Origin of the sequence: Pseudomonas sp. SK (assembly GCF_012975065.1) — a bacterium.
GTDB classification, from domain to species: domain Bacteria; phylum Pseudomonadota; class Gammaproteobacteria; order Pseudomonadales; family Pseudomonadaceae; genus Aquipseudomonas; species Aquipseudomonas anuradhapurensis.
In genome coordinates this window covers 709,876-732,998 of record NZ_CP051857.1, presented here as the reverse complement: position 1 = coordinate 732,998, position 23,123 = coordinate 709,876, and the positions used below count along the sequence as shown (strand labels likewise).

17 protein-coding genes, 2 tRNA genes and 3 rRNA genes are annotated in these 23,123 nt (G+C 59.8%); 8 read left to right on the top strand and 14 right to left on the bottom strand.

Going from position 1 to position 23,123, the window contains the following annotated elements:
- Positions 1–76 precede the first annotated feature (76 nt).
- A complete protein-coding gene (gene murJ, locus HG549_RS03265; RefSeq protein WP_170028134.1) occupies positions 77–1,615 on the bottom strand; it encodes a murein biosynthesis integral membrane protein MurJ in 1,539 nt (512 codons plus the stop codon).
- 250 nt (positions 1,616–1,865) lie between these two features.
- Between murJ and rpsT the strand changes: the two genes are divergently transcribed.
- Positions 1,866–2,144 (top strand): 30S ribosomal protein S20, encoded by a 279-nt coding sequence (gene rpsT, locus HG549_RS03260; RefSeq protein ID WP_003247625.1) that lies wholly within the window; start codon positions 1,866–1,868, stop codon positions 2,142–2,144.
- A gap of 232 nt (positions 2,145–2,376) precedes the next feature.
- Here rpsT and HG549_RS03255 read toward each other — a convergent pair whose 3' ends face one another.
- The 10 genes from HG549_RS03255 to HG549_RS03210 form a co-directional block, all read right to left on the bottom strand.
- A complete protein-coding gene (locus HG549_RS03255) occupies positions 2,377–4,677 on the bottom strand; it encodes a PqiB family protein (RefSeq protein ID WP_170028133.1) in 2,301 nt (766 codons plus the stop codon).
- Complete coding sequence (locus tag HG549_RS03250; RefSeq protein ID WP_170028132.1) at positions 4,670–5,293, bottom strand: paraquat-inducible protein A; 624 nt, start codon at positions 5,291–5,293, stop codon at positions 4,670–4,672. Before HG549_RS03250 ends, HG549_RS03255 begins: the two co-directional genes overlap by 8 nt.
- Positions 5,280–5,939 (bottom strand): paraquat-inducible protein A, encoded by a 660-nt coding sequence (locus HG549_RS03245; RefSeq protein WP_170028131.1) that lies wholly within the window; start codon positions 5,937–5,939, stop codon positions 5,280–5,282. Before HG549_RS03245 ends, HG549_RS03250 begins: the two co-directional genes overlap by 14 nt.
- A gap of 262 nt (positions 5,940–6,201) precedes the next feature.
- Positions 6,202–6,317 (bottom strand): 5S ribosomal RNA (gene rrf / locus HG549_RS03240).
- Positions 6,318–6,451: 134 nt separating this feature from the next.
- Positions 6,452–9,343, bottom strand: a 23S ribosomal RNA gene (locus HG549_RS03235).
- Positions 9,344–9,588: 245 nt separating this feature from the next.
- Positions 9,589–9,664, bottom strand: a tRNA-Ala gene (locus tag HG549_RS03230).
- 26 nt (positions 9,665–9,690) lie between these two features.
- Positions 9,691–9,767 (bottom strand) — tRNA-Ile (locus HG549_RS03225).
- An 85-nt stretch (positions 9,768–9,852) separates the two neighbouring features.
- Positions 9,853–11,389, bottom strand: a 16S ribosomal RNA gene (locus tag HG549_RS03220).
- The 16S, 23S and 5S rRNA genes sit together here with 2 tRNA genes alongside, the layout of an rRNA operon.
- A gap of 915 nt (positions 11,390–12,304) precedes the next feature.
- Positions 12,305–13,798: a CoA-acylating methylmalonate-semialdehyde dehydrogenase gene (locus HG549_RS03215; protein ID WP_170028130.1), complete on the bottom strand. Its 1,494-nt coding sequence runs from the start codon at positions 13,796–13,798 to the stop codon at positions 12,305–12,307.
- A 73-nt stretch (positions 13,799–13,871) separates the two neighbouring features.
- Complete coding sequence (locus tag HG549_RS03210; protein WP_170028129.1) at positions 13,872–15,218, bottom strand: aspartate aminotransferase family protein; 1,347 nt, start codon at positions 15,216–15,218, stop codon at positions 13,872–13,874.
- Between the two features lie 114 nt (positions 15,219–15,332).
- Here HG549_RS03210 and HG549_RS03205 point away from each other — a divergent pair, with 114 nt between their 5' ends.
- The 5 genes from HG549_RS03205 (at position 15,333) to HG549_RS03185 (ending at position 19,684) form a co-directional block, all read left to right on the top strand.
- Complete coding sequence (locus HG549_RS03205; protein ID WP_170034016.1) at positions 15,333–16,253, top strand: LysR family transcriptional regulator; 921 nt, start codon at positions 15,333–15,335, stop codon at positions 16,251–16,253.
- Positions 16,254–16,343: 90 nt separating this feature from the next.
- Positions 16,344–17,006, top strand: coding sequence for a TetR/AcrR family transcriptional regulator (locus HG549_RS03200; protein WP_170028128.1), 663 nt, complete (start codon positions 16,344–16,346; stop codon positions 17,004–17,006).
- Positions 17,007–17,015: 9 nt separating this feature from the next.
- Positions 17,016–17,600 carry a YigZ family protein gene (locus HG549_RS03195; protein WP_170028127.1) on the top strand — a complete coding sequence of 195 codons (585 nt, stop codon included), beginning with the start codon at positions 17,016–17,018 and terminating at the stop codon, positions 17,598–17,600.
- A gap of 363 nt (positions 17,601–17,963) precedes the next feature.
- A complete protein-coding gene (locus HG549_RS03190) occupies positions 17,964–18,650 on the top strand; it encodes an SDR family oxidoreductase (RefSeq protein ID WP_170028126.1) in 687 nt (228 codons plus the stop codon).
- An 86-nt stretch (positions 18,651–18,736) separates the two neighbouring features.
- Positions 18,737–19,684 carry an adenosine deaminase gene (locus HG549_RS03185; protein WP_170028125.1) on the top strand — a complete coding sequence of 316 codons (948 nt, stop codon included), beginning with the start codon at positions 18,737–18,739 and terminating at the stop codon, positions 19,682–19,684.
- 19 nt (positions 19,685–19,703) lie between these two features.
- Here the strand turns inward: HG549_RS03185 and HG549_RS03180 are convergent, their stop codons facing one another.
- Positions 19,704–20,417 (bottom strand): helix-turn-helix transcriptional regulator, encoded by a 714-nt coding sequence (locus HG549_RS03180; RefSeq protein WP_170028124.1) that lies wholly within the window; start codon positions 20,415–20,417, stop codon positions 19,704–19,706.
- A gap of 487 nt (positions 20,418–20,904) precedes the next feature.
- On the opposite strand from HG549_RS03180, the gene HG549_RS25915 reads away from it, so the two are divergent.
- On the top strand, positions 20,905–21,102 hold the full coding sequence (locus HG549_RS25915; RefSeq protein WP_225931920.1) for a hypothetical protein: 198 nt from the start codon (positions 20,905–20,907) through the stop codon (positions 21,100–21,102).
- On the opposite strand, the gene HG549_RS03175 is transcribed toward HG549_RS25915, so the two are convergent.
- Entirely contained in the window at positions 21,053–22,234 is a 1,182-nt protein-coding gene (locus HG549_RS03175) for a multidrug effflux MFS transporter (protein ID WP_170028123.1), read from the bottom strand. The two genes, HG549_RS25915 and HG549_RS03175, sit on opposite strands and share 50 nt — an antisense overlap.
- A gap of 157 nt (positions 22,235–22,391) precedes the next feature.
- The gene (locus HG549_RS03170) at positions 22,392–22,589 is read right to left on the bottom strand and encodes a heavy-metal-associated domain-containing protein (RefSeq protein ID WP_170028122.1); all 198 of its coding nucleotides are present in this window, start codon (positions 22,587–22,589) and stop codon (positions 22,392–22,394) included.
- Positions 22,590–22,730: 141 nt separating this feature from the next.
- Between HG549_RS03170 and HG549_RS03165 the strand changes: the two genes are divergently transcribed.
- Complete coding sequence (locus HG549_RS03165; RefSeq protein ID WP_170028121.1) at positions 22,731–23,117, top strand: hypothetical protein; 387 nt, start codon at positions 22,731–22,733, stop codon at positions 23,115–23,117.
- The last annotated feature ends 6 nt before the right edge of the window (positions 23,118–23,123 follow it).

Sequence of the window (23,123 nt, the reverse complement as noted above, 5' to 3'; positions counted from 1 at the left end):
CGGGCGCCGGTGACAGGCAGCAGCGCCCAAGGGCGGCGTGGAATGCGAAAAACCGACGCCTGACCCACCCGCTGCCTCAGTGCAAGGCCTTGCGGGCGAAATGCCGTGGGCGGAAGCCGCACAGGTACAGGCAGCCGAAATAGCTCACGACGCCGGCCAGTACCAGCGCTCCCAGGCGTAGCAGGCGCTCGAGCATGTTGCCCTGCTCCCAGGCCGGCAGGAAGTGCATGCCAGCCAGCAACACCGCCGACATCAGCCCGACGGCCAGCAGCAGCTTGAGCAGGAACATCGCCCAGCCTGGCTGCGGCTGGAACAGTTGCTGGCTGCGCAGCTTCCAGAACAGCAGGCCGGCATTCAGGCAGGCGCCCAGGCTGATTGCCAGTGCCAGCCCGGCGTGTGCCAGCGGGCCGATCAGGGCCAGGTTGAACAGCTGCGTGCAAACCAGGGTGAACACCGCGATCTTCACTGGCGTGCGGATATTCTGCTGCGCATAGAAGCCCGGGGCCAGTACCTTGACCAGAATGATCGCCAGCAAGCCCACCGAATAGGCAATCAGCGCCCGCTGGGTCATGGCCGCGTCGGTGGCGCTGAACTTGCCGTACTGGAACAGCGCCACGGTCAGCGGCTCGGCGAGGATGGCCAGGGCCAGGGTGCAAGGCAGCACCAGCAGGAAGCACAGGCGCAGGCCCCAGTCGAGGATCCGCGAGTACTCTTCGCGGTCCTTGTTGGCGTAGGTCTTGGCCAGGGTCGGCAGGAGGATGGTGCCCAAGGCCACGCCCAGCACGCCTGAAGGCAGTTCCATGAGGCGGTCGGCGTAGTACATCCACGACACCGAGCCAGCCACCAGGAACGAGGCGAAGATGGTGTTGATGATCAGCGAGATCTGGCTCACCGACACCCCGAGGATCGCCGGCAGCATCTGCTTGAGCACCCGCCATACCCCGGTGTCGCGCAGGTTCAGGCGCGGCAGCACGAGCATGCCGATCCGCTTCAGCGCGGGCAGCTGGTACAGCAGCTGCGCCAGGCCGCCGGCCAGCACACCCCAGGCCAGGGCCATGATCGGCGGGTCGAAGTACGGCGTCAGCAGTACGGCGAAGGCGATCATCGCCACGTTCAACAGGGTCGGGGTGAAGGCCGGTACCGAGAAGCGGTTCCAGGTATTGAGGATGGCCCCGGCCAGCGAAGACAGCGAGATCAGCAATATATAAGGAAACGTCACCCGCAACAGGGCGGTGGTCAGCTGGTACTTTTCGGCACTGTCGACAAAGCCTGGCGCGGTGGCCCAGACCACCCATGGCGCGGCCAGGATGCCGATGGCGGTCACCAGCGCCAGGACCAGGGTCAGCAGGCCGCTGACGTAGGCGACGAAGGTACGGGTGGCCTCCTCGCCTTGCTGGGTCTTGTATTCGGCCAGGATCGGCACGAAGGCCTGGGAAAACGCACCTTCGGCGAAGATGCGCCGCAGCAGGTTGGGCAGCTTGAACGCGATGAAAAAGGCATCGGTGGCGATGCCGGCGCCAAAGATACGCGCCAGGATGGTGTCGCGGACAAAGCCCAGCACCCGCGAAATCATGGTGATCGAGCTTACCGCAGCCAGGGATTTGAGCAGGTTCATCGAAAAGATTCACGCCAAGGGCAGAGGACGCTGCCAGACAGCGTCCGAATGTGCGATACTCCCGCGCCTTCGCAGGGGAGCCAAAAATTCCCGAGTTTACAGGTCGCGCAGCAGAAAGGAATCTTTCCCTCCTGTTGGCGCACCGCTCGGCGGAACCTTGCAGGTGGCCTTGACATCCGCTCGACTGATCGGCATGATTCGCGGCCTATTTTGTTTGCTATTTACCTAAAGTCTTTCGAGGAGCTCGACGGTGGCCAACACACCTTCCGCCAAGAAACGTGCAAAACAGGCTGAGAAGCGTCGCAGCCACAACGCCAGCCTGCGTTCCATGGTCCGCACCTACATCAAGAATGTAGTTAAAGCCATCGACGCAAAAGACGCCGAAAAAGCGCAAGCCGCTTACGTTCTGGCTGTGCCTGTAATCGACCGTATGGCCGACAAGGGCATCATCCACAAGAACAAGGCTGCTCGTCACAAAGGCCGTCTGAATGGCCACATCAAGGCGCTGAAAGAAGCTGCAGCTGCCTAAGCGACGCGCTAGTCAAAAAACCGACCTCAGGGTCGGTTTTTTATTGCCTGCGATTTGTGCTTCAGCACTACCCCATCGCCGCACCGCTTTTTGTAGGAGCGGCCTTGTGTCGCGATCGGGCTGCGTAGCAGCCCCTCGATTGCAGCTACGCAGATACCGCTGGGGCTGCCTTGCAGCCCGATCGCGACACAAGGCCGCTCCTACAAAGAGGCGAGCCTGAGGTGGCCTGGTATTACTTGGCTATCTGAATCTTCGGCGCCCACTTCAGCCAGTCTTCTTCGGCCTGGTCAAACAAGGCAAACGTCTGCTGCGGCCGTGCCGGGGTGCCCATCTGGTCACCATCCGGCGTGGCGAAGGCGATACCGCCGTCGATCAGGGTCTCCACCGACTCGGTACGCACCGTAGCCCCTTTGAACAGCCCCCAGTCGAAACCGAAGCCACTGCTGTTCCAGAAGCGACTGCCGCTGCGTACCAGTGCCGCATAGCGCGGCTCGATCAGGATATGGATCAGCACGCGGTCAGCACTCTGGCCCAACTCGAAGCCTGTCACCTTGCCCACCGCGACCTCGCGGTAGGTCACCGGCACGCCCGGCTTGATCGAGCCACGGCGCGGCGCGCTGAGCGTCAACGGCAGGCCGACTTCCGGCCCAGCCACTTGCGGAGCCTCGGCCAGCGCGATGAAGTCACGCTGCGGGCCACGGTCCTTGGCTGCCGGCTGCACTTCCAGGTATTGCCCGCCGACCAGGGTGTCGAGGTTCTGGGTGCGCACCAGGCCAAAAGCCGGCTTGACCACCCAGAACTGCGTGCCGACCCGGGCAATACGGTCTGCAGCTTCGGTAATACGTGCCCGCAGCAATACCGCCTGCAGGTCATCCGTGAGGTCGACGCTCTCGATGCTGCCTACATCCAGGCCACGGAAGCGGATAGCCGTACCCGGTTTCAAACCATCGGCACGGTCGACGCGGATGGTGACCAAGGTACCGGCGCGGTTGGCCGCCTCCTGGCTGTCATGCAGGCGGAAGCGCGGAATATGGCGTTTGAGCGCCACATCGGGGCGCGGCGTGTCGAAGGCGATACCACCGGCCATCAGCGTTTGCAGCGATTCACTCTTGATCTTGATGCCCGACAGGCCACCGGTCAGGGTGATACCACTGACGTTCCAGAAGCGCGACGAGCCGTTGACCAGTTTTTCGTATTCCTTCTCGATATGCACACCGATCAGGATGCGGTTGCTGTTACGCGCAAACTGGTAGCTCTGCACGCTACCCACCTTCACCTGGCGGTACATCACCGGGCTACCGATCTCCAGCGAGCCCAGGGTGTCGGCGAACAACACCATGTGCAGGCCAGGTGCCTTCAGATCGAGTGGCGGCGCCTTGGCACGGGCCTCGAACTCACGCTCGGGGCGCGCGCCCTTCTCGCCGGGACGAATAGCGATGTAGTTGCCTTTGACCAGCGCTTCCAGGCCTGTGATACCCGCCAGCGAAATCGATGGTTTGACCACCCAGAACTGCGTACCCTCGACCAGGTAGTCCTCGGTCAATGGGTCCAGCGTCAATTCGGCCGATGCGCTGGCCAGGTTGTCTTCCATCTTCAGGGTTTTCAGCGAGCCGACCTGGATACCTTTGTACATGACGGGGGTACGCCCCGCCTGCAGGCCTTCATAGTCGCTCAACTTCAGCTTTACGCGGATACCGGCCTGGGCCGCATCGAAGTCTTCATACAGGCGGAACGGCAGGCTGGAGTCGGTGGGCGGGCTGTCCTTGCGGTGTTCCGGCGTGGCAAAGGCGATACCACCGGCGACGATGCTGGACAGCGACTCACTGCGCACCTTCACCCCCGACAGCGACGCATCGATGCTGACGCCGCTGGCGTTCCAGAAACGTGTGTGCTTGCGCACCAGGCTGGCGTATGCCGGCTCGATGAAAACCTTGATCTCGACGGTGCTCTGGTCGTCGGAAAGGCGATAGCTTTTCACCCGGCCGACCTGGATCTGCTTGTAGAACACCGGGCTGTCACGGTTGAGCGAGCCCAGCCGGTCGGCCTTCAGGGTCAGGTGCAGGCCCGGCTCGGTGTCCGACAGCGGCGGTGCCACCTTCAACGCGGTGAAACGCTTGGTACGCTCGCCCTCCCCCGGGCTGACCGCGATATAGTTGCCTGACACCAGTGTCTCAAGGCCGGAAATACCCGCCAGGCTGACACTTGGCTTTACCAGCCAGAAGCGCGTGCCCTTGGTCAGGTGGGGCTCGGCAGCCTTGTTCATCTCGATGGTGGCGATCACCCCCTGGTTCTCGCCCTTGGCGTCCAGCACCAGGCGGGTCACCTTGCCAACCGGCATGCCCTTGTAGATAACCTCGGTCTTGTTGGCGACGATCCCCTCACCCGATTCGAAGCGCACCTCAATTTCCACCCCGGCATCACGGTAAGCCTGCCAGGCCAGCCAGCCACCGATCATCAAGGCGATCAAAGGCAATATCCATATGGCCGACCAGTTCGAAGCTGGGCGGGTTTTAGCCGTTGGCAGGTCACTCATGGTCGTCATCCGACTCCGTGTTATCCCAAATCAGTCGGGGATCGAAAGTTAAAGCAGCAAGCATTGTCAGGATCACCACAGTTGCAAAGGCGACAGCGCCCAGGTTGGCTTCGACACTGGCGATTCGGCCAAAATTCACCACCGCCACCAGGATGGCGATAACGAAGATATCAAGCATGGACCAGCGCCCGATGAATTCGATGAAGCGGTACATCAATATCCGTTGCCGCGCCGAAAGCGGCTGCCGCCGCTGAACGGAATACAACAGCAGGCCAATGCCCACCAGCTTGAAGGTGGGCACCAGGATACTGGCAATGAACACCACCGCGGCAATGGGCAGCATGCCGTGCTTGAGCAAGGTGATGACGCCGGACATGATCGTGTCGGGGCTGCCTTGGCCGAGCGTACTCACGGTCATGATCGGCAACATGTTGGCCGGGATGTACAGGATCGACGCAGCGATCAGCAGCGCCCAGGTACGCACGATGCTGTTCGGGCGGCGGGCATGCACGATGGCGCCGCAGCGTGTGCAGGTTTGGGAAGTGCTGCCCGGCTCTTGCCGGTTCAGCTCGTGACATTCATTGCAGACCAGAATGCCCGCATCAATCGCCCGCATGCAGGTCCTCCCCCGATAGCGCACTCCAGATCTGGTGCGGCGACATCACCACCTCGAGCCATACCTGGATCAACAGCAGGCTGATGAAGCAGAACAACCCCAGGCCGACGGTCAGTTCAGCCAGGTCCACCAGCTTGACGATGGCCACCAGCACGCCCATGAAATAGACCTCGAGCATGCCCCAGTCACGCAAATGGTGATAGATGCGGTAGAACAGCAGGCCGTAATCACGGCCGATGTTCAGCCGGATGCTCAATAGCACGGCCAGTTGGCACAGGAGTTTCGCCAGCGGTATGGCCATGCTGCAGAGAAACACCACCACGGCCACGCCACGCATGTCCGAGTTGTACAGGCCCAGCACGCCGCTCCACACGGTATCGTCCGAGGTCTGGCCGAGCAGATGCAGCTGCATGATCGGCAGGAAATTGGCCGGCACGAACAGCAGCAGGGCGGTCAGTACCAATGCCAGGCTGCGATTGACCACATTGTGCCGGTGGGCATAGAGCTCGTAACCGCAACGCGGGCACAGGGCCTTTTCATCGTGCTGGAGTACGGGCTTGCGCAGCAGCAGGTCGCACTCATGGCAGGCAACCAGCTCGTCCAACGGCAAGCGGGCCAATGATTCGGGTTCGACAGGGTTGGGCATATAGCGCTTCTGAATAGGTGCGTGGGGCTATTCTAGTGTTCTTGCCTGGATAGTGGGAGCGGGCCTTTCGTGCGATCGGTGTAGGAGCGGCTTTAGCCGCGAAACCGGCGACGCGGTTTGCCAGGTAGATCGGGGGTGCAGGGTGGCGGCCGCTGTGCGGCCGATCGCGACGCAAGGCCGCTCCTACAAGGTCGCGCTGGTTTTGCCGGCGCAAAGACAAAACCCCTACCTGCATGCGCAGATAGGGGTTTTGCGAAATGAATCTTGACGATGACCTACTCTCACATGGGGAAGCCCCACACTACCATCGGCGATGCATCGTTTCACTGCTGAGTTCGGGATGGGATCAGGTGGTTCCAATGCTCTATGGTCGTCAAGAAATTCTGTTGCCAGAAGGTCTTGGTAGACACTCCAGCGAATTCGGATATGCGATATGTGTGGTTCGTTGCGAACTTTCGGTTCGTATCATCTTCACCACCGCAATCTGCGTCAGCAAATTGCTTGGGTGTTATATGGTCAAGCCTCACGGGCAATTAGTATTGGTTAGCTCAACGCCTCACAGCGCTTACACACCCAACCTATCAACGTCGTAGTCTTCGACGGCCCTTCAGGGAACTCAAGGTTCCAGTGAGATCTCATCTTGAGGCAAGTTTCCCGCTTAGATGCTTTCAGCGGTTATCTCTTCCGAACATAGCTACCCGGCAATGCCACTGGCGTGACAACCGGAACACCAGAGGTTCGTCCACTCCGGTCCTCTCGTACTAGGAGCAGCCCCTCTCAAATCTCAAACGTCCACGGCAGATAGGGACCGAACTGTCTCACGACGTTCTAAACCCAGCTCGCGTACCACTTTAAATGGCGAACAGCCATACCCTTGGGACCGGCTTCAGCCCCAGGATGTGATGAGCCGACATCGAGGTGCCAAACACCGCCGTCGATATGAACTCTTGGGCGGTATCAGCCTGTTATCCCCGGAGTACCTTTTATCCGTTGAGCGATGGCCCTTCCATACAGAACCACCGGATCACTAAGACCTACTTTCGTACCTGCTCGACGTGTTTGTCTCGCAGTCAAGCGCGCTTTTGCCTTTATACTCTACGACCGATTTCCGACCGGTCTGAGCGCACCTTCGTACTCCTCCGTTACTCTTTGGGAGGAGACCGCCCCAGTCAAACTACCCACCATACACTGTCCTCGATCCGGATAACGGACCTGAGTTAGAACCTCAAAGTTGCCAGGGTGGTATTTCAAGGATGGCTCCATGAGAACTGGCGTCCCCACTTCAAAGCCTCCCACCTATCCTACACAAGCAAATTCAAAGTCCAGTGCAAAGCTATAGTAAAGGTTCACGGGGTCTTTCCGTCTAGCCGCGGATACACTGCATCTTCACAGCGATTTCAATTTCACTGAGTCTCGGGTGGAGACAGCGCCGCCATCGTTACGCCATTCGTGCAGGTCGGAACTTACCCGACAAGGAATTTCGCTACCTTAGGACCGTTATAGTTACGGCCGCCGTTTACCGGGGCTTCGATCAAGAGCTTCGCTTGCGCTAACCCCATCAATTAACCTTCCGGCACCGGGCAGGCGTCACACCCTATACGTCCACTTTCGTGTTTGCAGAGTGCTGTGTTTTTAATAAACAGTCGCAGCGGCCTGGTATCTTCGACCGGCATGGGCTTACGGAGCAAGTCCTTCACCCTCGCCGGCGCACCTTCTCCCGAAGTTACGGTGCCATTTTGCCTAGTTCCTTCACCCGAGTTCTCTCAAGCGCCTTGGTATTCTCTACCTAACCACCTGTGTCGGTTTGGGGTACGGTTCCCAGTTATCTGAAGCTTAGGAGCTTTTCTTGGAAGCATGGTATCAACCACTTCGTCGCCTAGAGGCAACTCGTCATCAGCTCTCGGCCTTGAAATCCCGGATTTGCCTAAGATTCCAGCCTACCACCTTAAACCTGGACAACCAACGCCAGGCTGGCCTAACCTTCTCCGTCCCTCCATCGCAATAACTGGAAGTACAGGAATATTAACCTGTTTTCCATCGACTACGCTTTTCAGCCTCGCCTTAGGGACCGACTAACCCTGCGTCGATTAACGTTGCGCAGGAAACCTTGGTCTTTCGGCGTGCGAGTTTTTCACTCGCATTGTCGTTACTCATGTCAGCATTCGCACTTCTGATACCTCCAGCAAGCTTCTCAACTCACCTTCACAGGCTTACAGAACGCTCCTCTACCGCGTCATCAAAGATGACACCCGTAGCTTCGGTGCATGGTTTGAGCCCCGTTACATCTTCCGCGCAGGCCGACTCGACTAGTGAGCTATTACGCTTTCTTTAAAGGGTGGCTGCTTCTAAGCCAACCTCCTAGCTGTCTAAGCCTTCCCACATCGTTTCCCACTTAACCATGACTTTGGGACCTTAGCTGACGGTCTGGGTTGTTTCCCTTTTCACGACGGACGTTAGCACCCGCCGTGTGTCTCCCATGCTCGGCACTTCCAGGTATTCGGAGTTTGCATCGGTTTGGTAAGTCGGGATGACCCCCTAGCCGAAACAGTGCTCTACCCCCTGGAGTGATACATGAGGCGCTACCTAAATAGCTTTCGAGGAGAACCAGCTATCTCCGAGCTTGATTAGCCTTTCACTCCGATCCACAGGTCATCCGCTAACTTTTCAACGGTAGTCGGTTCGGTCCTCCAGTCAGTGTTACCTAACCTTCAACCTGCCCATGGATAGATCGCCCGGTTTCGGGTCTATACCCAGCGACTAAACGCCCTATTAAGACTCGCTTTCGCTACGCCTCCCCTATTCGGTTAAGCTCGCCACTGAATATAAGTCGCTGACCCATTATACAAAAGGTACGCAGTCACCTAACAAAGTAGGCTCCCACTGCTTGTACGCATACGGTTTCAGGTTCTATTTCACTCCCCTCTCCGGGGTTCTTTTCGCCTTTCCCTCACGGTACTGGTTCACTATCGGTCAGTCAGTAGTATTTAGCCTTGGAGGATGGTCCCCCCATGTTCAGACAAAGTTTCTCGTGCTCCGTCCTACTCGATTTCATTGACAAGAGATTTTCGTGTACGGGGCTATCACCCACTATGGCCGCACTTTCCAGAGCGTTCCACTAATCTCAAATCAACTTAAGGGCTGGTCCCCGTTCGCTCGCCACTACTAAGGGAATCTCGGTTGATTTCTTTTCCTCAGGGTACTTAGATGTTTCAGTTCCCCTGGTTCGCCTCTTGCACCTATGTATTCAGTACAAGATACTCAGCTTATGCTGAGTGGGTTCCCCCATTCAGAGATCTCTGGATCACAGTCTGTTTGCCGACTCCCCAAAGCTTATCGCAGGCTACCACGTCTTTCATCGCCTCTGACTGCCAAGGCATCCACCGTATGCGCTTCTTCACTTGACCATATAACCCCAAGCAATCTGGTTATACTGTGAAGACGACATTCGCCGAAAATTCGCATGTTGCTCTTTCGAGCAGAACTCACAAATTTTACCTTAGCCTGATTAACCAGCAGTGAAACTGGTCATCAGTCTATATCTATCACATATCCGAATTTTTAAAGAACGATCTGACAAAAGCCAGAAATCAACATTCACATTGGAATGCTCATTTCTAATTTCTGAGCAGTGCTGCGAAACCTGAAAGAGTGGTGGAGCCAAGCGGGATCGAACCGCTGACCTCCTGCGTGCAAGGCAGGCGCTCTCCCAGCTGAGCTATGGCCCCGTGTATTCTAGGCCGCACCAAGTAATTGGTAGGTCTGGGCAGATTTGAACTGCCGACCTCACCCTTATCAGGGGTGCGCTCTAACCAACTGAGCTACAGACCTATAACAGGGTCGCGTTACAGCATCGTCTTTTACAATGAATCAAGCAATTCGTGTGGGAGCTCATCAGCAGGCTGATGTCGTCGATTAAGGAGGTGATCCAGCCGCAGGTTCCCCTACGGCTACCTTGTTACGACTTCACCCCAGTCATGAATCACACCGTGGTAACCGTCCTCCCGAAGGTTAGACTAGCTACTTCTGGTGCAACCCACTCCCATGGTGTGACGGGCGGTGTGTACAAGGCCCGGGAACGTATTCACCGCGACATTCTGATTCGCGATTACTAGCGATTCCGACTTCACGCAGTCGAGTTGCAGACTGCGATCCGGACTACGATCGGTTTTGTGAGATTAGCTCCACCTCGCGGCTTGGCAACCCTCTGTACCGACCATTGTAGCACGTGTGTAGCCCAGGCCGTAAGGGCCATGATGACTTGACGTCATCCCCACCTTCCTCCGGTTTGTCACCGGCAGTCTCCTTAGAGTGCCCACCATAACGTGCTGGTAACTAAGGACAAGGGTTGCGCTCGTTACGGGACTTAACCCAACATCTCACGACACGAGCTGACGACAGCCATGCAGCACCTGTGTCAGAGTTCCCGAAGGCACCAATCCATCTCTGGAAAGTTCTCTGCATGTCAAGGCCTGGTAAGGTTCTTCGCGTTGCTTCGAATTAAACCACATGCTCCACCGCTTGTGCGGGCCCCCGTCAATTCATTTGAGTTTTAACCTTGCGGCCGTACTCCCCAGGCGGTCAACTTAATGCGTTAGCTGCGCCACTAAAATCTCAAGGATTCCAACGGCTAGTTGACATCGTTTACGGCGTGGACTACCAGGGTATCTAATCCTGTTTGCTCCCCACGCTTTCGCACCTCAGTGTCAGTATCAGTCCAGGTGGTCGCCTTCGCCACTGGTGTTCCTTCCTATATCTACGCATTTCACCGCTACACAGGAAATTCCACCACCCTCTACCGTACTCTAGCTCGCCAGTTTTGGATGCAGTTCCCAGGTTGAGCCCGGGGCTTTCACATCCAACTTAACGAACCACCTACGCGCGCTTTACGCCCAGTAATTCCGATTAACGCTTGCACCCTCTGTATTACCGCGGCTGCTGGCACAGAGTTAGCCGGTGCTTATTCTGTCGGTAACGTCAAAACAGCAAGGTATTAACTTACTGCCCTTCCTCCCAACTTAAAGTGCTTTACAATCCGAAGACCTTCTTCACACACGCGGCATGGCTGGATCAGGCTTTCGCCCATTGTCCAATATTCCCCACTGCTGCCTCCCGTAGGAGTCTGGACCGTGTCTCAGTTCCAGTGTGACTGATCATCCTCTCAGACCAGTTACGGATCGTCGCCTTGGTGAGCCATTACCTCACCAACTAGCTAATCCGACCTAGGCTCATCTGATAGCGTGAGGTCCGAAGATCCCCCACTTTCTCCCGTAGGACGTATGCGGTATTAGCGTTCCTTTCGAAACGTTGTCCCCCACTACCAGGCAGATTCCTAGGCATTACTCACCCGTCCGCCGCTGAATCAAGGAGCAAGCTCCCGTCATCCGCTCGACTTGCATGTGTTAGGCCTGCCGCCAGCGTTCAATCTGAGCCATGATCAAACTCTTCAGTTCAATACTGCTTGGGTTTTTAAGAAACCCTAAACTTGGCTCAGCAATCTCAAATGACTATGTGATTTCTCGCATGGCCACTTGTGATGCTGATAATCTTTGTGACTATCAGTCCGTACTCACAAGCACCCACACGAATTGCTTGATTCGATTTGTTAAAGAGCGTTTGGTTAAGAGCGTTTCGTCTCAACCGAGGCGCGCATTCTACGCTTTCCTCATTTGCTGTCAAGCGTTTATTTTGAAGTTTTTTGCGAGAAACTCGTTTAGCTTCAAACACTTGACTCGCTGCGATCTCTCGTAGCGGGAGGCGAATCATACAGCGTTTTGAAACGCTGTCAACCTTCATCTCGACCGCCGCCGATCATTCGATCGTAGCCCTTTCAGCTTCTTCATCACTACTTAACTCATTGATGAACAAGGAGTTTTTCGTTCCGATGTCGCTGGAAGTGGGGCGCATTATAAGGGGATTCGGAGAGGGGTCAAGGGTTAATTTCAAGAAATTGAAATGTACGCGAAAAAGACCGTATCACGGCTGCCAAGTGCTCGCCGCGACACATTCAGCGCCTGTGAGATCGAGCGCCGCCCGCGCGGCGCATCGCGGATGAAATCCGCTCCTACATTTGTTGCAACGTGCCGAACCTGTGAGGCCATGGTTGCCAGCCCTGGCGCATGACTTGAGCCTTGCAAACCCGCTGACAACCATGGCCTCACAGGCGTGGCCACGTTGCAACAAATGTAGGAGCGGATTTCATCCGCGATGCGCCGCGCGGGCGGCGCTCGATCTCACGGGCACTGAATGCGTCGTGGCGAGCCCCCCAACAGCCAGCACCATCCAAAGACAGGCTCAGAGCCGCCCTGGTGCCCACCCCAAAAACAAAGCGGGGAGGCCTACCGGCCTCCCCGCTTCTTCACTATCCCTTACAAACTAGGGAAGGCAAACTGCGAAGCCTCATGGCTGGCGCGTTGCGGCCAGCGCTGGGTGATCGCCTTGCGACGGGTATAGAAACGCACCCCGTCCGGCCCATAGGCATGCAGGTCACCGAACAGCGAACGCTTCCAGCCACCAAAGCTGTGGTAAGCCACCGGCACTGGCAACGGTACGTTCACACCGACCATGCCTACTTCGATCTCGTCGCAGAACAGCCGCGCCGCTTCACCGTCACGGGTGAAGATGCAGGTGCCATTACCATATTCGTGATCATTGATCAGCTGCATGGCCTGCTCCAGGCTGTTCACGCGTACCACGCACAACACCGGGCCAAAGATCTCTTCCTTATAGATACGCATCTCCGGGGTCACTTTGTCGAACAAGGTGCCACCCACAAAGTAGCCATCCTCATTACCGGCTACACGGTAGCCACGACCATCCACCACCAGCTTGGCGCCAGCAGCAACACCCTCGTCGATGTAGCCCACCACCTTGTCACGGGCTGCAGCAGTCACCAACGGGCCCATGTCCAGGCCGCACGAAGTGCCAGCACCGATCTTCAGCGCCTTGATCTGCGGTTCGAGCTTGGCAATCAGCGCATCCGCTACCTGGTCACCCACGCACACCGCTACCGAAATGGCCATGCAACGCTCGCCGCAGGAACCATAGGCCGCGCCCATCAGTGCGCTGACCGCATTGTCCAGGTCGGCATCGGGCATCAGCACCGCGTGGTTCTTGGCACCACCCAGGGCTTGCACGCGCTTGCCACGCTTGGTGCCTTCGGCATAGATGTACTCGGCGATCGGGGTCGAACCGACGAAGCTCAGGGCCTTCACCTCCGGCGCTTCGATCAGCGCATCCACCGCTTCCTTGTCACCATGCACCACGTTGAGGATGCCCTTCGGCAGGCCGGCTTCGTGCAGCAGCTGGGCGATGTACAGGGTCGAGCTCGGGTCACGCTCGGAAGGCTTGAGGATGAACGCGTTACCGCAGGCGATGGCCAACGGATACATCCACAGCGGCACCATGGCCGGGAAGTTGAACGGGGTGATACCGGCAACCACGCCCAGCGGCTGGAAGTCGGACCAGGCGTCGATGTTGGGGCCGACGTTGCGGCTGTACTCGCCTTTCAGCACTTCTGGCGCTGCACAGGCGAACTCGACGTTCTCGATGCCACGCTTCAGTTCGCCGGCAGCGTCTTCCAGGGTCTTGCCATGTTCTTCGCTGATCATCTGCGCAATGCGAGCTTCGTTCTGCTCCAGCAGCTGCTTGAAGCGGAACATGACCTGGGCACGCTTGGCCGGTGGGGTGTTGCGCCACGCCGGGAAGGCAGCCTTGGCCGAGTCGATCGCCTGCTGCACGGTCGCGCGGCTGGCCAGCTCGACCTTGCGTACAGCCTGGCCAGTGGACGGGTTGAAGACATCGGCGCTGCGCTCACCCTTGGTAACCAGCTCGCCGTTGATCAGGTGCTGAACAATGCTCATGCAAAACTCCAGATAAAGAAGGTTGAGCCAGGCGCGCGATCTGCTCGCGCACCTGGCCTCAGAATCGGACAGATCAGTCGATCAGGTTCAGGGTCTCGCCCACTGCGTCGAACAGGCGGTCCAGTTGCTGCGGCGTGGTGTTGAAGGTTGGGCCGAATTGCAGGGTGTCGCCACCAAAGCGCACATAGAAGCCAGCCTTCCACAGCTTCATCGCCGCTTCGTACGGACGCACAATGGCATCACCGTCACGGGCCGCGATCTGGATCGCGCCGGCCAGGCCGTAGTTGCGGATGTCGACGATGTTCTTCGTGCCCTTCACGCCGTGCAGCAGCTTCTCGAAGTGCGGCGCCAGCTCGGCAGCCGACTGCACCAGGTTTTCCTTCTGCAGCAGGTCCAGTGCCGCGATACCGGCGGCGCAAGCGACCGGGTGGGCCGAGTAGGTGTAGCCATGTGGGAATTCCACGGCGTATTCCGGGGTCGGCTGGTTCATGAAGGTCTGGTAGATCTCGCTGCTGGCAATGACCGCGCCCATCGGGATGGCGCCGTTGGTCACCTGCTTGGCGATGCACATCAGGTCCGGGGTCACGCCGAAGGCTTCGGCACCCGTCATCGCACCCATGCGGCCGAAACCGGTGATCACTTCGTCGAAGATCAGCAGGATGTTGTGCTGGGTGCAGATTTCACGCAGACGTTTCAGATAACCCTTTGGCGGCGGCAGTACGCCAGCCGAACCCGCCAGTGGCTCGACGATCACCGCCGCGATATTGGACGCATCGTGCAGCTCGATCAGCTTGAGCATCTCGTCGGCCAGGGCGATGCCGCCCTCTTCCGGCAGGCCCTTGGTGAACGCGTTCACCGGCAGCACGGTGTGAGGCAGGTGGTCGACATCCAGCAGCTGGCCGAACAGCTTGCGGTTGCCGTTGACACCCCCCAGGCTGGTGCCGGCGATATTCACGCCGTGGTAGCCGCGGGCACGGCCGATGATCTTGGTCTTGGTCGCCTGGCCTTTCAGGCGCCAGTAGGCGCGCACCATCTTCAGGGCGGTGTCGGCACACTCGGAACCGGAGTTGGTATAGAACACATGGTTCAGGTCGCCCGGGGTCAGCTCGGTAATTTTCTCGGCCAGCTGGAACGACAGCGGGTGGCCGAACTGGAAGGCCGGAGAGTAATCCAGGGTACCGACCTGGCGGGCTACCGCCTCGGTGATCTCCTTGCGGGTGTGCCCGGCGCCACAGGTCCACAGGCCGGACAGCGCGTCGAAGATCTTGCGCCCCGTGTCATCGACCAGGTGGTTGCCTTCGGCCGCCACGATCAGGCGCGGGTCGCGCTGGAAGTTGCGGTTGGCGGTGTAGGGCATCCAGTGGGCATCCAGCTTGAGCTGGCTGGCGATACCGGCGCTGGCGGTTTCGGGCATGTTCATTGCGGTTCCTCGGAAGACGATTAGGCAACGATGGATGTTGTTGCAGCTAAGGTGGCACGGCGATAAAGTCTGAAAAAGCCAACATTTCTAACCTTCAGACAGGCCCTGACTAAACTGATGAGCCGACGCCCCGATCCACTCGCCCAAGTCAGCGATTTCGACATCCGCCTGCTGAAGATCTACCGCAGCGTCGTCGAGTGCGGGGGCTTCTCGGCTGCCGAGAACGTGCTGGGCATAGGTCGCTCGGCCATCAGCCAGCAAATGAACGACCTGGAGCAACGCCTGGGCCTGCGCCTGTGCCAGCGCGGTCGCGCCGGGTTCTCGCTGACCGAGGAAGGCCGCGAGGTCTACCATTCGGCCCTGCAATTGCTCAGCGCCCTGGAAAGCTTCCGCACCGAAGTCAACGGCCTGCACCAGCATTTGCGTGGTGAGCTGAACATCGGCCTGACCGACAACCTGGTCACCTTGCCGCACATGCGCATCACCCATGCCCTGGCCGAACTCAAGGACCGTGGCCCCGATGTACGCATCCAGATCCGCATGATCGCCCCCAGCCAGGTCGAACACGGCGTGCTCGACGGCAGCCTGCACGTCGGCGTGGTGCCGCAGACCAGCCCGCTGTCGGGCCTGGAGTACCAGCCGTTGTACAGCGAGCGTTCGCTGCTGTACTGCGCCGTCGGCCACCCGCTGTTCTACGCCGATGACCAGCAGGTAGATGACGAGCGCCTCAACAGCCAGGAAGCCATCGCCCCCACCTTCCGCCTGCCGGCCGAGATCCAGGCCCATTACCAGGCCCTGAACTGCACGGCCAGCGCTTCGGACCGCGAGGGCATGGCGTTTCTCATCCTTACCGGGCGTTACATCGGCTACCTGCCAGACCACTACGCCACGTTCTGGGTCCAGCAAGGCCGCCTGCGCGCGCTCAAGCCCCGGCAACGCTTTTATGACCTGAGCCTCAGTTGGGTAACGCGCAAGGGCCGGCGGCCAAACCTGGTGCTGGAAAGCTTCCTCGAGAGCCTGGCTGCGACACGCTGATGCCAGTCTTTGCCGCTAACGCTTGTCACTTCGGCGCAGGCAGGTAATCTTGTCCGACAGCCGCAGCCACTGACCCGTACGGAATCGTCCATGACCCTAGAAGTCCCTGCGCATCGCCTCGCCACCTCGGGCAAGCCCGCGGGCCGCATCCGCCAGAAGAACGAACAGGCCATTATCCAGGCCGCCGAAGACGAGTTCGCCCGCCATGGTTTCAAGGGCACCAGCATGAACACCATCGCCCTCAAGGCAGGGTTGCCCAAGGCCAACCTGCACTACTACTTCACCAACAAGCTGGGCCTGTACATTGCCGTGCTCAGCAACATCATCGAGTTGTGGGACAGCACCTTCAACGCCTTGAGCGTCGACGACGACCCCGCCGAAGCCCTGAGCCAGTACATCCGCACCAAGATGGAATTCTCCCGGCGCAACCCGCAAGCCTCGCGGATTTTCGCCATGGAAGTGATCAGCGGTGGCACCTGCCTGACCGAGTACTTCAGTGCCGACTACCGCGAATGGTTCCGCGGCCGGGCCGCGGTGTTCCAGGCCTGGATCGAGGCCGGCAAGATGGACCCGGTCGACCCGGTGCACCTGATCTTCCTGCTCTGGGGCAGCACCCAGCATTACGCCGACTTTGCCACCCAGATCTGCCAGGTTACCGGTCGTAGCCGCCTGACCAAGCAGGACATGGAAGACGCGAGCAACAACCTTATCCACATCATCCTGAAAGGCTGCGGCATCAAGCCGGCTGCCTGACCGTCATTTATGCCTTCTACCCTGCTCGACCTGTGCGAATTCCGCGAGGAAATCCGCAAAAGCCGCTTCATCACCCTCGCCGGGCCCATCAGCAGTGCCGCGGAAGCGATGAGCTTCATCGAACGCCACAGCGACCTGGCCGCTACCCACAACTGCTGGGCCTGGAAGCTTGGCGCCCAGTACCGCAGCAGTGATGACGGCGAACCGGGGGGCACCGCCGGGCGACCGATCCTGGCAGCCATCGAAGCGCAGGACTGCGACCAGGTGGTGGTGCTGGTGATCCGCTGGTACGGCGGTATCCAGCTGGGCACCGGTGGCCTTGCCAGGGCCTACGGCGGCGGTGCCAACAAGTGCCTGCAACAGGCCCCCAAGCGGCTGCTGGTGCAACGCAGCGAATTCACCTGCAGCTGCGGTTTCAGCGAACTGGCGCTGGTGAAGTTGCGCCTGGCGGAGGTTGACGGGTTGGTGCTCGACGAGCAGTTCACTGCCAATGGTGTTGATCTGCTGATTGCCCTCGGCGATGCCCACCTGGCGTCATTGCAGCAACAACTGGCCGACCTGAGCCGCGGGCGTATTCTGCTCGAAGCGCGCTGAATATTGCCCACAACAACTGTGGGCCGGCCTGTGGATAAGCTTGGGGCACTCGCTTGCAGGCCAATGTTTTCAATGCTTACAGGGCCATGTTCATTTTTTAACCAGAACATTGGGATAGCTTCGAACAGCTGAAACCTCACGAGTTATCCCCAATGCAACGGCCAAACCACCCACCTTCCCTCTGAACTTGCACACAATAACTGTGGAACAGCTTGTGGATAACCCGTGCGCCAACAGGCCAGGCGCCCGGCCACGCAGGACCGTGGGTAACTGGTCAATTTTTATCCACTCAGAGAACGGGCACCGGTGCCCAGGGTGACGTATGCTCATTACCTTTTCATACACCGATAAAGGAATGATCCTATGGCTTCTACAAGATCTGCCCTCATCATCGGCGCCTCGCGCGGATTGGGCCTTGGCCTGGTGCAACGCCTGCATGAGGACGGCTGGAACATTACCGCCACCGTGCGCAACCCGCAGCAGCCCGGGGCGCTGGCCGATGTGCCCGGCGTGCGTATCGAGCAGCTGGAAATGAACGACACGGCCCAGCTGGATGGCCTCAAGCAGCGCCTGCAAGGCCAGGTGTTCGACCTGGTCTTCGTCAACGCCGGTGTCATGGGGCCGCTGCCCCAAGACCTGGAAGCCGTGCAGAACAAGGACATCGGTGAGCTGTTCATGACCAACGCCGTGGCACCGATCCGCGTGGCCCGCCGCCTGGTCGGCCAGGTACGTGAAGGTAGCGGAGTGCTGGCGTTCATGAGTTCGATCCTGGGCAGCGTGACCATCCCCGACGGTGGCGAGGTTTGCCTGTACAAGGCCAGCAAGGCAGCGCTCAACTCGATGATCAACAGCTTCGTCGTGGAACAGCAACGCCCCGACCTGTGTGTGCTGGCCATGCACCCAGGCTGGGTAAAGACCGACATGGGCGGCGAGAACGCCGAAATCGACGTGCTGACCAGTACCCGCGGCATGCTCGAACAGATCAAGGCGCAAAGCGGCCACGGCGGCCTGCGTTTCATCAACTACAAAGGCGAGCCCCTGGTCTGGTGATTCAGCGGGTTGCAGCCTGGCCGGGCGCATTGCCCGGCCAGGCCCTGTAGAATGGCGGCAACCGTACCTGATCGAGATGACCCACTATGTATGACTGGTTGAACGCCCTGCCCAAGGCCGAACTGCACCTGCACCTGGAAGGCTCGCTGGAGCCCGAGTTGCTGTTCGCCCTGGCCGAGCGCAACAAGATCGCCTTGCCGTGGGCCGACGTGGAAACCTTGCGTGCTGCCTATGCCTTCAACAACCTGCAGGAGTTCCTCGACCTGTATTACCAGGGCGCCGACGTGCTGCGCACCGAGCAGGACTTCTACGACCTGACCTGGGCCTACCTGCAACGCTGCAAGGCACAGAACGTTATCCACACCGAACCGTTTTTCGACCCGCAAACCCACACCGACCGCGGTATCCCCTTCGAAGTGGTGCTCAATGGCATCGACCAGGCGCTCAAGGACGGCCGCAAGCAACTGGGCATCAGCAGTGGCCTGATCCTCAGCTTCCTGCGCCACCTCAGCGAAGAGCAAGCGCAGAAAACCCTCGACCAGGCGCTGCCGTTCCGCGATGCGTTCATTGCCGTTGGCCTGGACAGCTCGGAAATGGGCCACCCGCCCAGCAAGTTCCAGCGTGTGTTCGATCGCGCTCGTAGCGAAGGCTTCGCCGCCGTTGCCCATGCCGGTGAAGAAGGCCCACCCGAGTACATCTGGGAGGCCCTGGACCTGCTGAAGGTCAAGCGCATCGACCACGGTGTGCGCGCTATCGAGGACGAGCGCCTGATGCAGCGCATCATCGACGAGCAGATCCCGCTCACGGTGTGCCCGCTGTCGAACACCAAGCTCTGTGTGTTCGACCACATGAGCCAGCACAACATCCTCGACATGCTCGAGCGCGGCGTGAAGGTGACGGTCAACTCGGACGACCCGGCCTACTTCGGTGGCTACGTCACCGAAAACTTCCACGCCCTGTACACCCACCTGGGCATGACCGAAGCCCAGGCCCGTCGCCTGGCCCAGAACAGCCTGGATGCGCGGTTGGTCTGAATGAATGACGGCGTTGCGGTCAGCCGACCTGCAACGTCGCCACGCGGGCAATGCGGTTGATCTGCTGGATGCCCAACGCCGAGATCTGCAAAGCCCGCGTATCTTCGGCCTCGCGCATCCAGCCAGATTGAAGGAACAGCCTGAACAAGGCCTGCCCCAGCACGCCGCCCAGATGCGGCCCCTGGTCGTTGCGCTCGGTGCAGCGGCAAATCACACAGCCACGTTGCTGGCGAGGCGCCAACGCATCGATGTAGACCCCGACCAGCGCCAACTGCGCCCGCCCTTCATCACTGACCATCAGCTGCCGACCACTGCCCGCCAGCCAGCCGGCGACCACCAGGCGATGATACAGCTCACTGGCCAGCTCCCCGCCCAGATGATCACCACAGCGGCGCGCCCGGCGTACCGACATGGGCAAGGGTGCCACCGGTGCCTTGGCCTGCGTCCCCTTGGCGCTTTCCAGCTGGACACTGGCCAGCGCCTCCACTGCGGCCCCGACCTGCGGAGTCGCCAGGCAGAAATAGCGCTTGCGCCCGCGCGCTTCATGCCGGAGCAAGCCGGCAGACGACAACAGGGAAAGGTGAGCGCAGGCCGATGACGAGGTCACGCCGGTCATCACCGCAAGCTCTTTGGCCAGGCGTGGTGTGCCATCGATCAATGCCCACAACATGGCACTGCGCTTGGGGTCGGCCATCAGGCTGGCGATCTGGCTGATACTGCTGGCTGCGTTCATGTCCCTGTAACTCCCTGCAAGTTCACTGTGTGGATGCGATGGCCAACCCTGGCAGGGAAGCGCCTCTCGCTGGCACTGGCCTGGTTCGCCAGTATAAGCCGCAAAAAACGCCACTCAGGCAGCCCTAGCGCGGCGGCAGCTCCGCGCGGAAACAACTGGGTAGGTGTACCCATGGTGAGCCGTGAACAAACCTGCAAACCCACCCCAAGCCGCGCGCTGAGGCAGCCGGGGCGCACAGCCTGCTGGGCCGCGACGTCGCACGGTAGAAACACCAGGCACAACTTCGGATGTGCCCGACAGTTGCCTTCCACAAATAACGCAAACCAAAGCGAAGGTTCCACGCGCTCATGGGCGTTGCGCCCTGGGGTGCAAAAGGACTGGCGAACCAGCCTGCCCGACCGTCAGTCAGGACGCTGTTGCAGGCCATGGCAGGCAGGAGGGGCGGCGCTACACTACAGCGGCTGTTTCCCTGTGGAGGTATGCCGCGATGAAGATTGTCGTCAGCACGTCTAGCCGAAACCCTGCCTGCCCGTGGCAGGTGCAACTCGATCAACACGTGGTCAGTTTCCGCAGCGAGGCCGAAGCGCGTGCCTTCGTCGCCACGCTGGAAACCCGCCTGCAGGCACCTCACCCGCTTATGCGCGAGCCCTGGCCTGCAAGCGCCGGGTCAGCAGCGCGACACTGACAACCAGCGCGCCGCACAAACTGATTACCAGCGCCATCGGTATCGCACTGCCGTCATGCAGCAGCCCGACCAGCGCCGCCGCGCCGGCAGCGACACTGAACTGCAGGCAGCCCATCAGCGCCGAGGCACTGCCAGCCCGGGCACCCTGCCCGCTCATGGCACAAGCCGAAGCATTGGGGATGATGCAGCCGAGGCTGGCGATGCACACGAACAATGGCACCAACAGTGGCCACAACTGCGCCGGCCGCAGCGCCGCCACGCCCAGCAGCACCAGCCCGGCAGCCAGGTAGAGCCAAACCGCCCGGGCCAGCAGGAATGCCGGGCCACGCTTGGCCAGCAAACGGGCATTCACCTGCGCCACGAGGATGAAACCGGCAGCATTGGTGCCGAACAACCAGCCGTAATGCTCGGCCGGCACACCGTAGAGCTTGATGAAGACGAAAGGCGAGCCGGCAATGTAGGCGAACATCCCGGCAATCGCGATGCCGCCGGTCAAGGCATGGCCGAGGAACACCCGGTCGGCGACCAGCCGCAGGTATTGGCGCAAGGCGCCAGACAACGGCTGGCGCGGCATGTGCGCGGGCAGGCTTTCCGGCAGGCCGAGGCTGATTGCCAGCAGGCAACCGGCACTGAACAGGCTCAGGGCGAGGAAGATCGATTGCCAGCCGGCCAGGTTCACCAGTACCCCACCGAGCATCGGCGCCAGGATCGGCGCCAGGCCCATGACCAGCATCAATTGCGAAAACACCTTGGCCGAGGCCACCGGGTCGCACTTGTCGCTGACGATGGCGCGCGACAGCACCATACCGGCGCAACCGCCCAATGCCTGGACAAACCGCGCCAGCACCAGGGTGTCGAGGCTGGGAGCATAGGCACAGGCCAGCGACGCCAGGGTGAACAGGGTCACGCCGAACATCAGCGGTTTGCGTCGACCAAAGCGGTCAGCCACCGGGCCATAGGCCAGTTGGCCGATGGACAAACCGAGGAAATAGGCCGCCAAGGTGATCTGGACGTGTTTTTCATCGGTGGCGAACGCCTGCGCCATGGCCGGGAAGGCTGGCAGGTAGAAGTCGATCGCCAAGGGCCCGAACGCACTGAGTGCGCCCAGGATGAGCACCATTCGCAGGTTCATCAGGAATCCATAGCAGGCTAAGCAAGTATTTGATTCTACCTGCTATGCACCCCATCAGTACGAAAACATTTGCAACAATCTTGCCTGTTCACCGCGGCCCGTGGAGGAGCGGCCCATCGCGACACAAGGCCGCTCCTACGACGTCAGCATTGGCCGGTCATGCCACTTCGGCTTGATAGCCTTCTTCCCGAATGGCGTTGAGGATCTGCTCCTGCGCCAGCTCGCTGTGCACCCGTACCTGCCTGGCCGCCAGGTCGACTTCCACCTTGGCCGCAGCATCCTGCGCCTGCACCGCCTGGGTCACGGCCTTCACACAGTGGCCACAGGTCATGCCTTGTACATTGAACACTTGCATGGGGTTCCTCCTTCAGTTTTGGCCAGTCTCAAGCTTGCCACCGGGTCAAGGTCAAGTCTTGCCAACAACTGCCGGGGTGGAAATCCGCGCGCGCGTCGGCCAAGCTGCGCCTTTGACGATCAGGCAAGCAGGAGATTCTTCATGTTCAGGGCAGTATTGGGCGCCGTCGGGCTATTGAGCACGCTGGCTGCGGTGCCACCGGCCAGCGCCGAGGGCAACTCGGACTACAGCGTACTGATCATTTCCCGCGAGCGCCTGGAGGTGGCCACCAGTTGTGAAATCGGCATCTACCTCAACGACCAGCTCTCCGGGCGCGTATTCCAGGAGCAGTCCACCTCGTTCAACCTGCCAGCAGGCCCCGTGGATGTGCGCCTGCGCGTGCTGCCCGGGCAGATGCCGGGCTGCGCGCCAGGCATCGAGGACCAACGCAGCACACGATTGAACCTGCAGGCGGGCCAGATCAACAAATACCGCATCGCCATGGGGCAACATGGGCTGGAGTTGCAACGAGCCGGCCTGGGCTATTGACCTTAC

What these genes read in the sequence shown, in the direction of transcription:
- murJ (WP_170028134.1), bottom strand. Translation starts at nt 1,615, where the DNA reads ATGAACCTGCTCAAATCCCTGGCTGCGGTAAGCTCGATCACCATGATT.
- HG549_RS03255 (WP_170028133.1), bottom strand. Translation starts at nt 4,677, where the DNA reads ATGAGTGACCTGCCAACGGCTAAAACCCGCCCAGCTTCGAACTGGTCG.
- HG549_RS03250 (WP_170028132.1), bottom strand. Translation starts at nt 5,293, where the DNA reads ATGCGGGCGATTGATGCGGGCATTCTGGTCTGCAATGAATGTCACGAG.
- HG549_RS03245 (WP_170028131.1), bottom strand. Translation starts at nt 5,939, where the DNA reads ATGCCCAACCCTGTCGAACCCGAATCATTGGCCCGCTTGCCGTTGGAC.
- HG549_RS03215 (WP_170028130.1), bottom strand. Translation starts at nt 13,798, where the DNA reads ATGAGCATTGTTCAGCACCTGATCAACGGCGAGCTGGTTACCAAGGGT.
- HG549_RS03210 (WP_170028129.1), bottom strand. Translation starts at nt 15,218, where the DNA reads ATGAACATGCCCGAAACCGCCAGCGCCGGTATCGCCAGCCAGCTCAAG.
- HG549_RS03200 (WP_170028128.1), top strand. Translation starts at nt 16,344, where the DNA reads ATGACCCTAGAAGTCCCTGCGCATCGCCTCGCCACCTCGGGCAAGCCC.
- HG549_RS03195 (WP_170028127.1), top strand. Translation starts at nt 17,016, where the DNA reads ATGCCTTCTACCCTGCTCGACCTGTGCGAATTCCGCGAGGAAATCCGC.
- HG549_RS03190 (WP_170028126.1), top strand. Translation starts at nt 17,964, where the DNA reads ATGGCTTCTACAAGATCTGCCCTCATCATCGGCGCCTCGCGCGGATTG.
- HG549_RS03185 (WP_170028125.1), top strand. Translation starts at nt 18,737, where the DNA reads ATGTATGACTGGTTGAACGCCCTGCCCAAGGCCGAACTGCACCTGCAC.
- HG549_RS03180 (WP_170028124.1), bottom strand. Translation starts at nt 20,417, where the DNA reads ATGAACGCAGCCAGCAGTATCAGCCAGATCGCCAGCCTGATGGCCGAC.
- HG549_RS25915 (WP_225931920.1), top strand. Translation starts at nt 20,905, where the DNA reads ATGAAGATTGTCGTCAGCACGTCTAGCCGAAACCCTGCCTGCCCGTGG.
- HG549_RS03175 (WP_170028123.1), bottom strand. Translation starts at nt 22,234, where the DNA reads ATGAACCTGCGAATGGTGCTCATCCTGGGCGCACTCAGTGCGTTCGGG.
- HG549_RS03170 (WP_170028122.1), bottom strand. Translation starts at nt 22,589, where the DNA reads ATGCAAGTGTTCAATGTACAAGGCATGACCTGTGGCCACTGTGTGAAG.
- HG549_RS03165 (WP_170028121.1), top strand. Translation starts at nt 22,731, where the DNA reads ATGTTCAGGGCAGTATTGGGCGCCGTCGGGCTATTGAGCACGCTGGCT.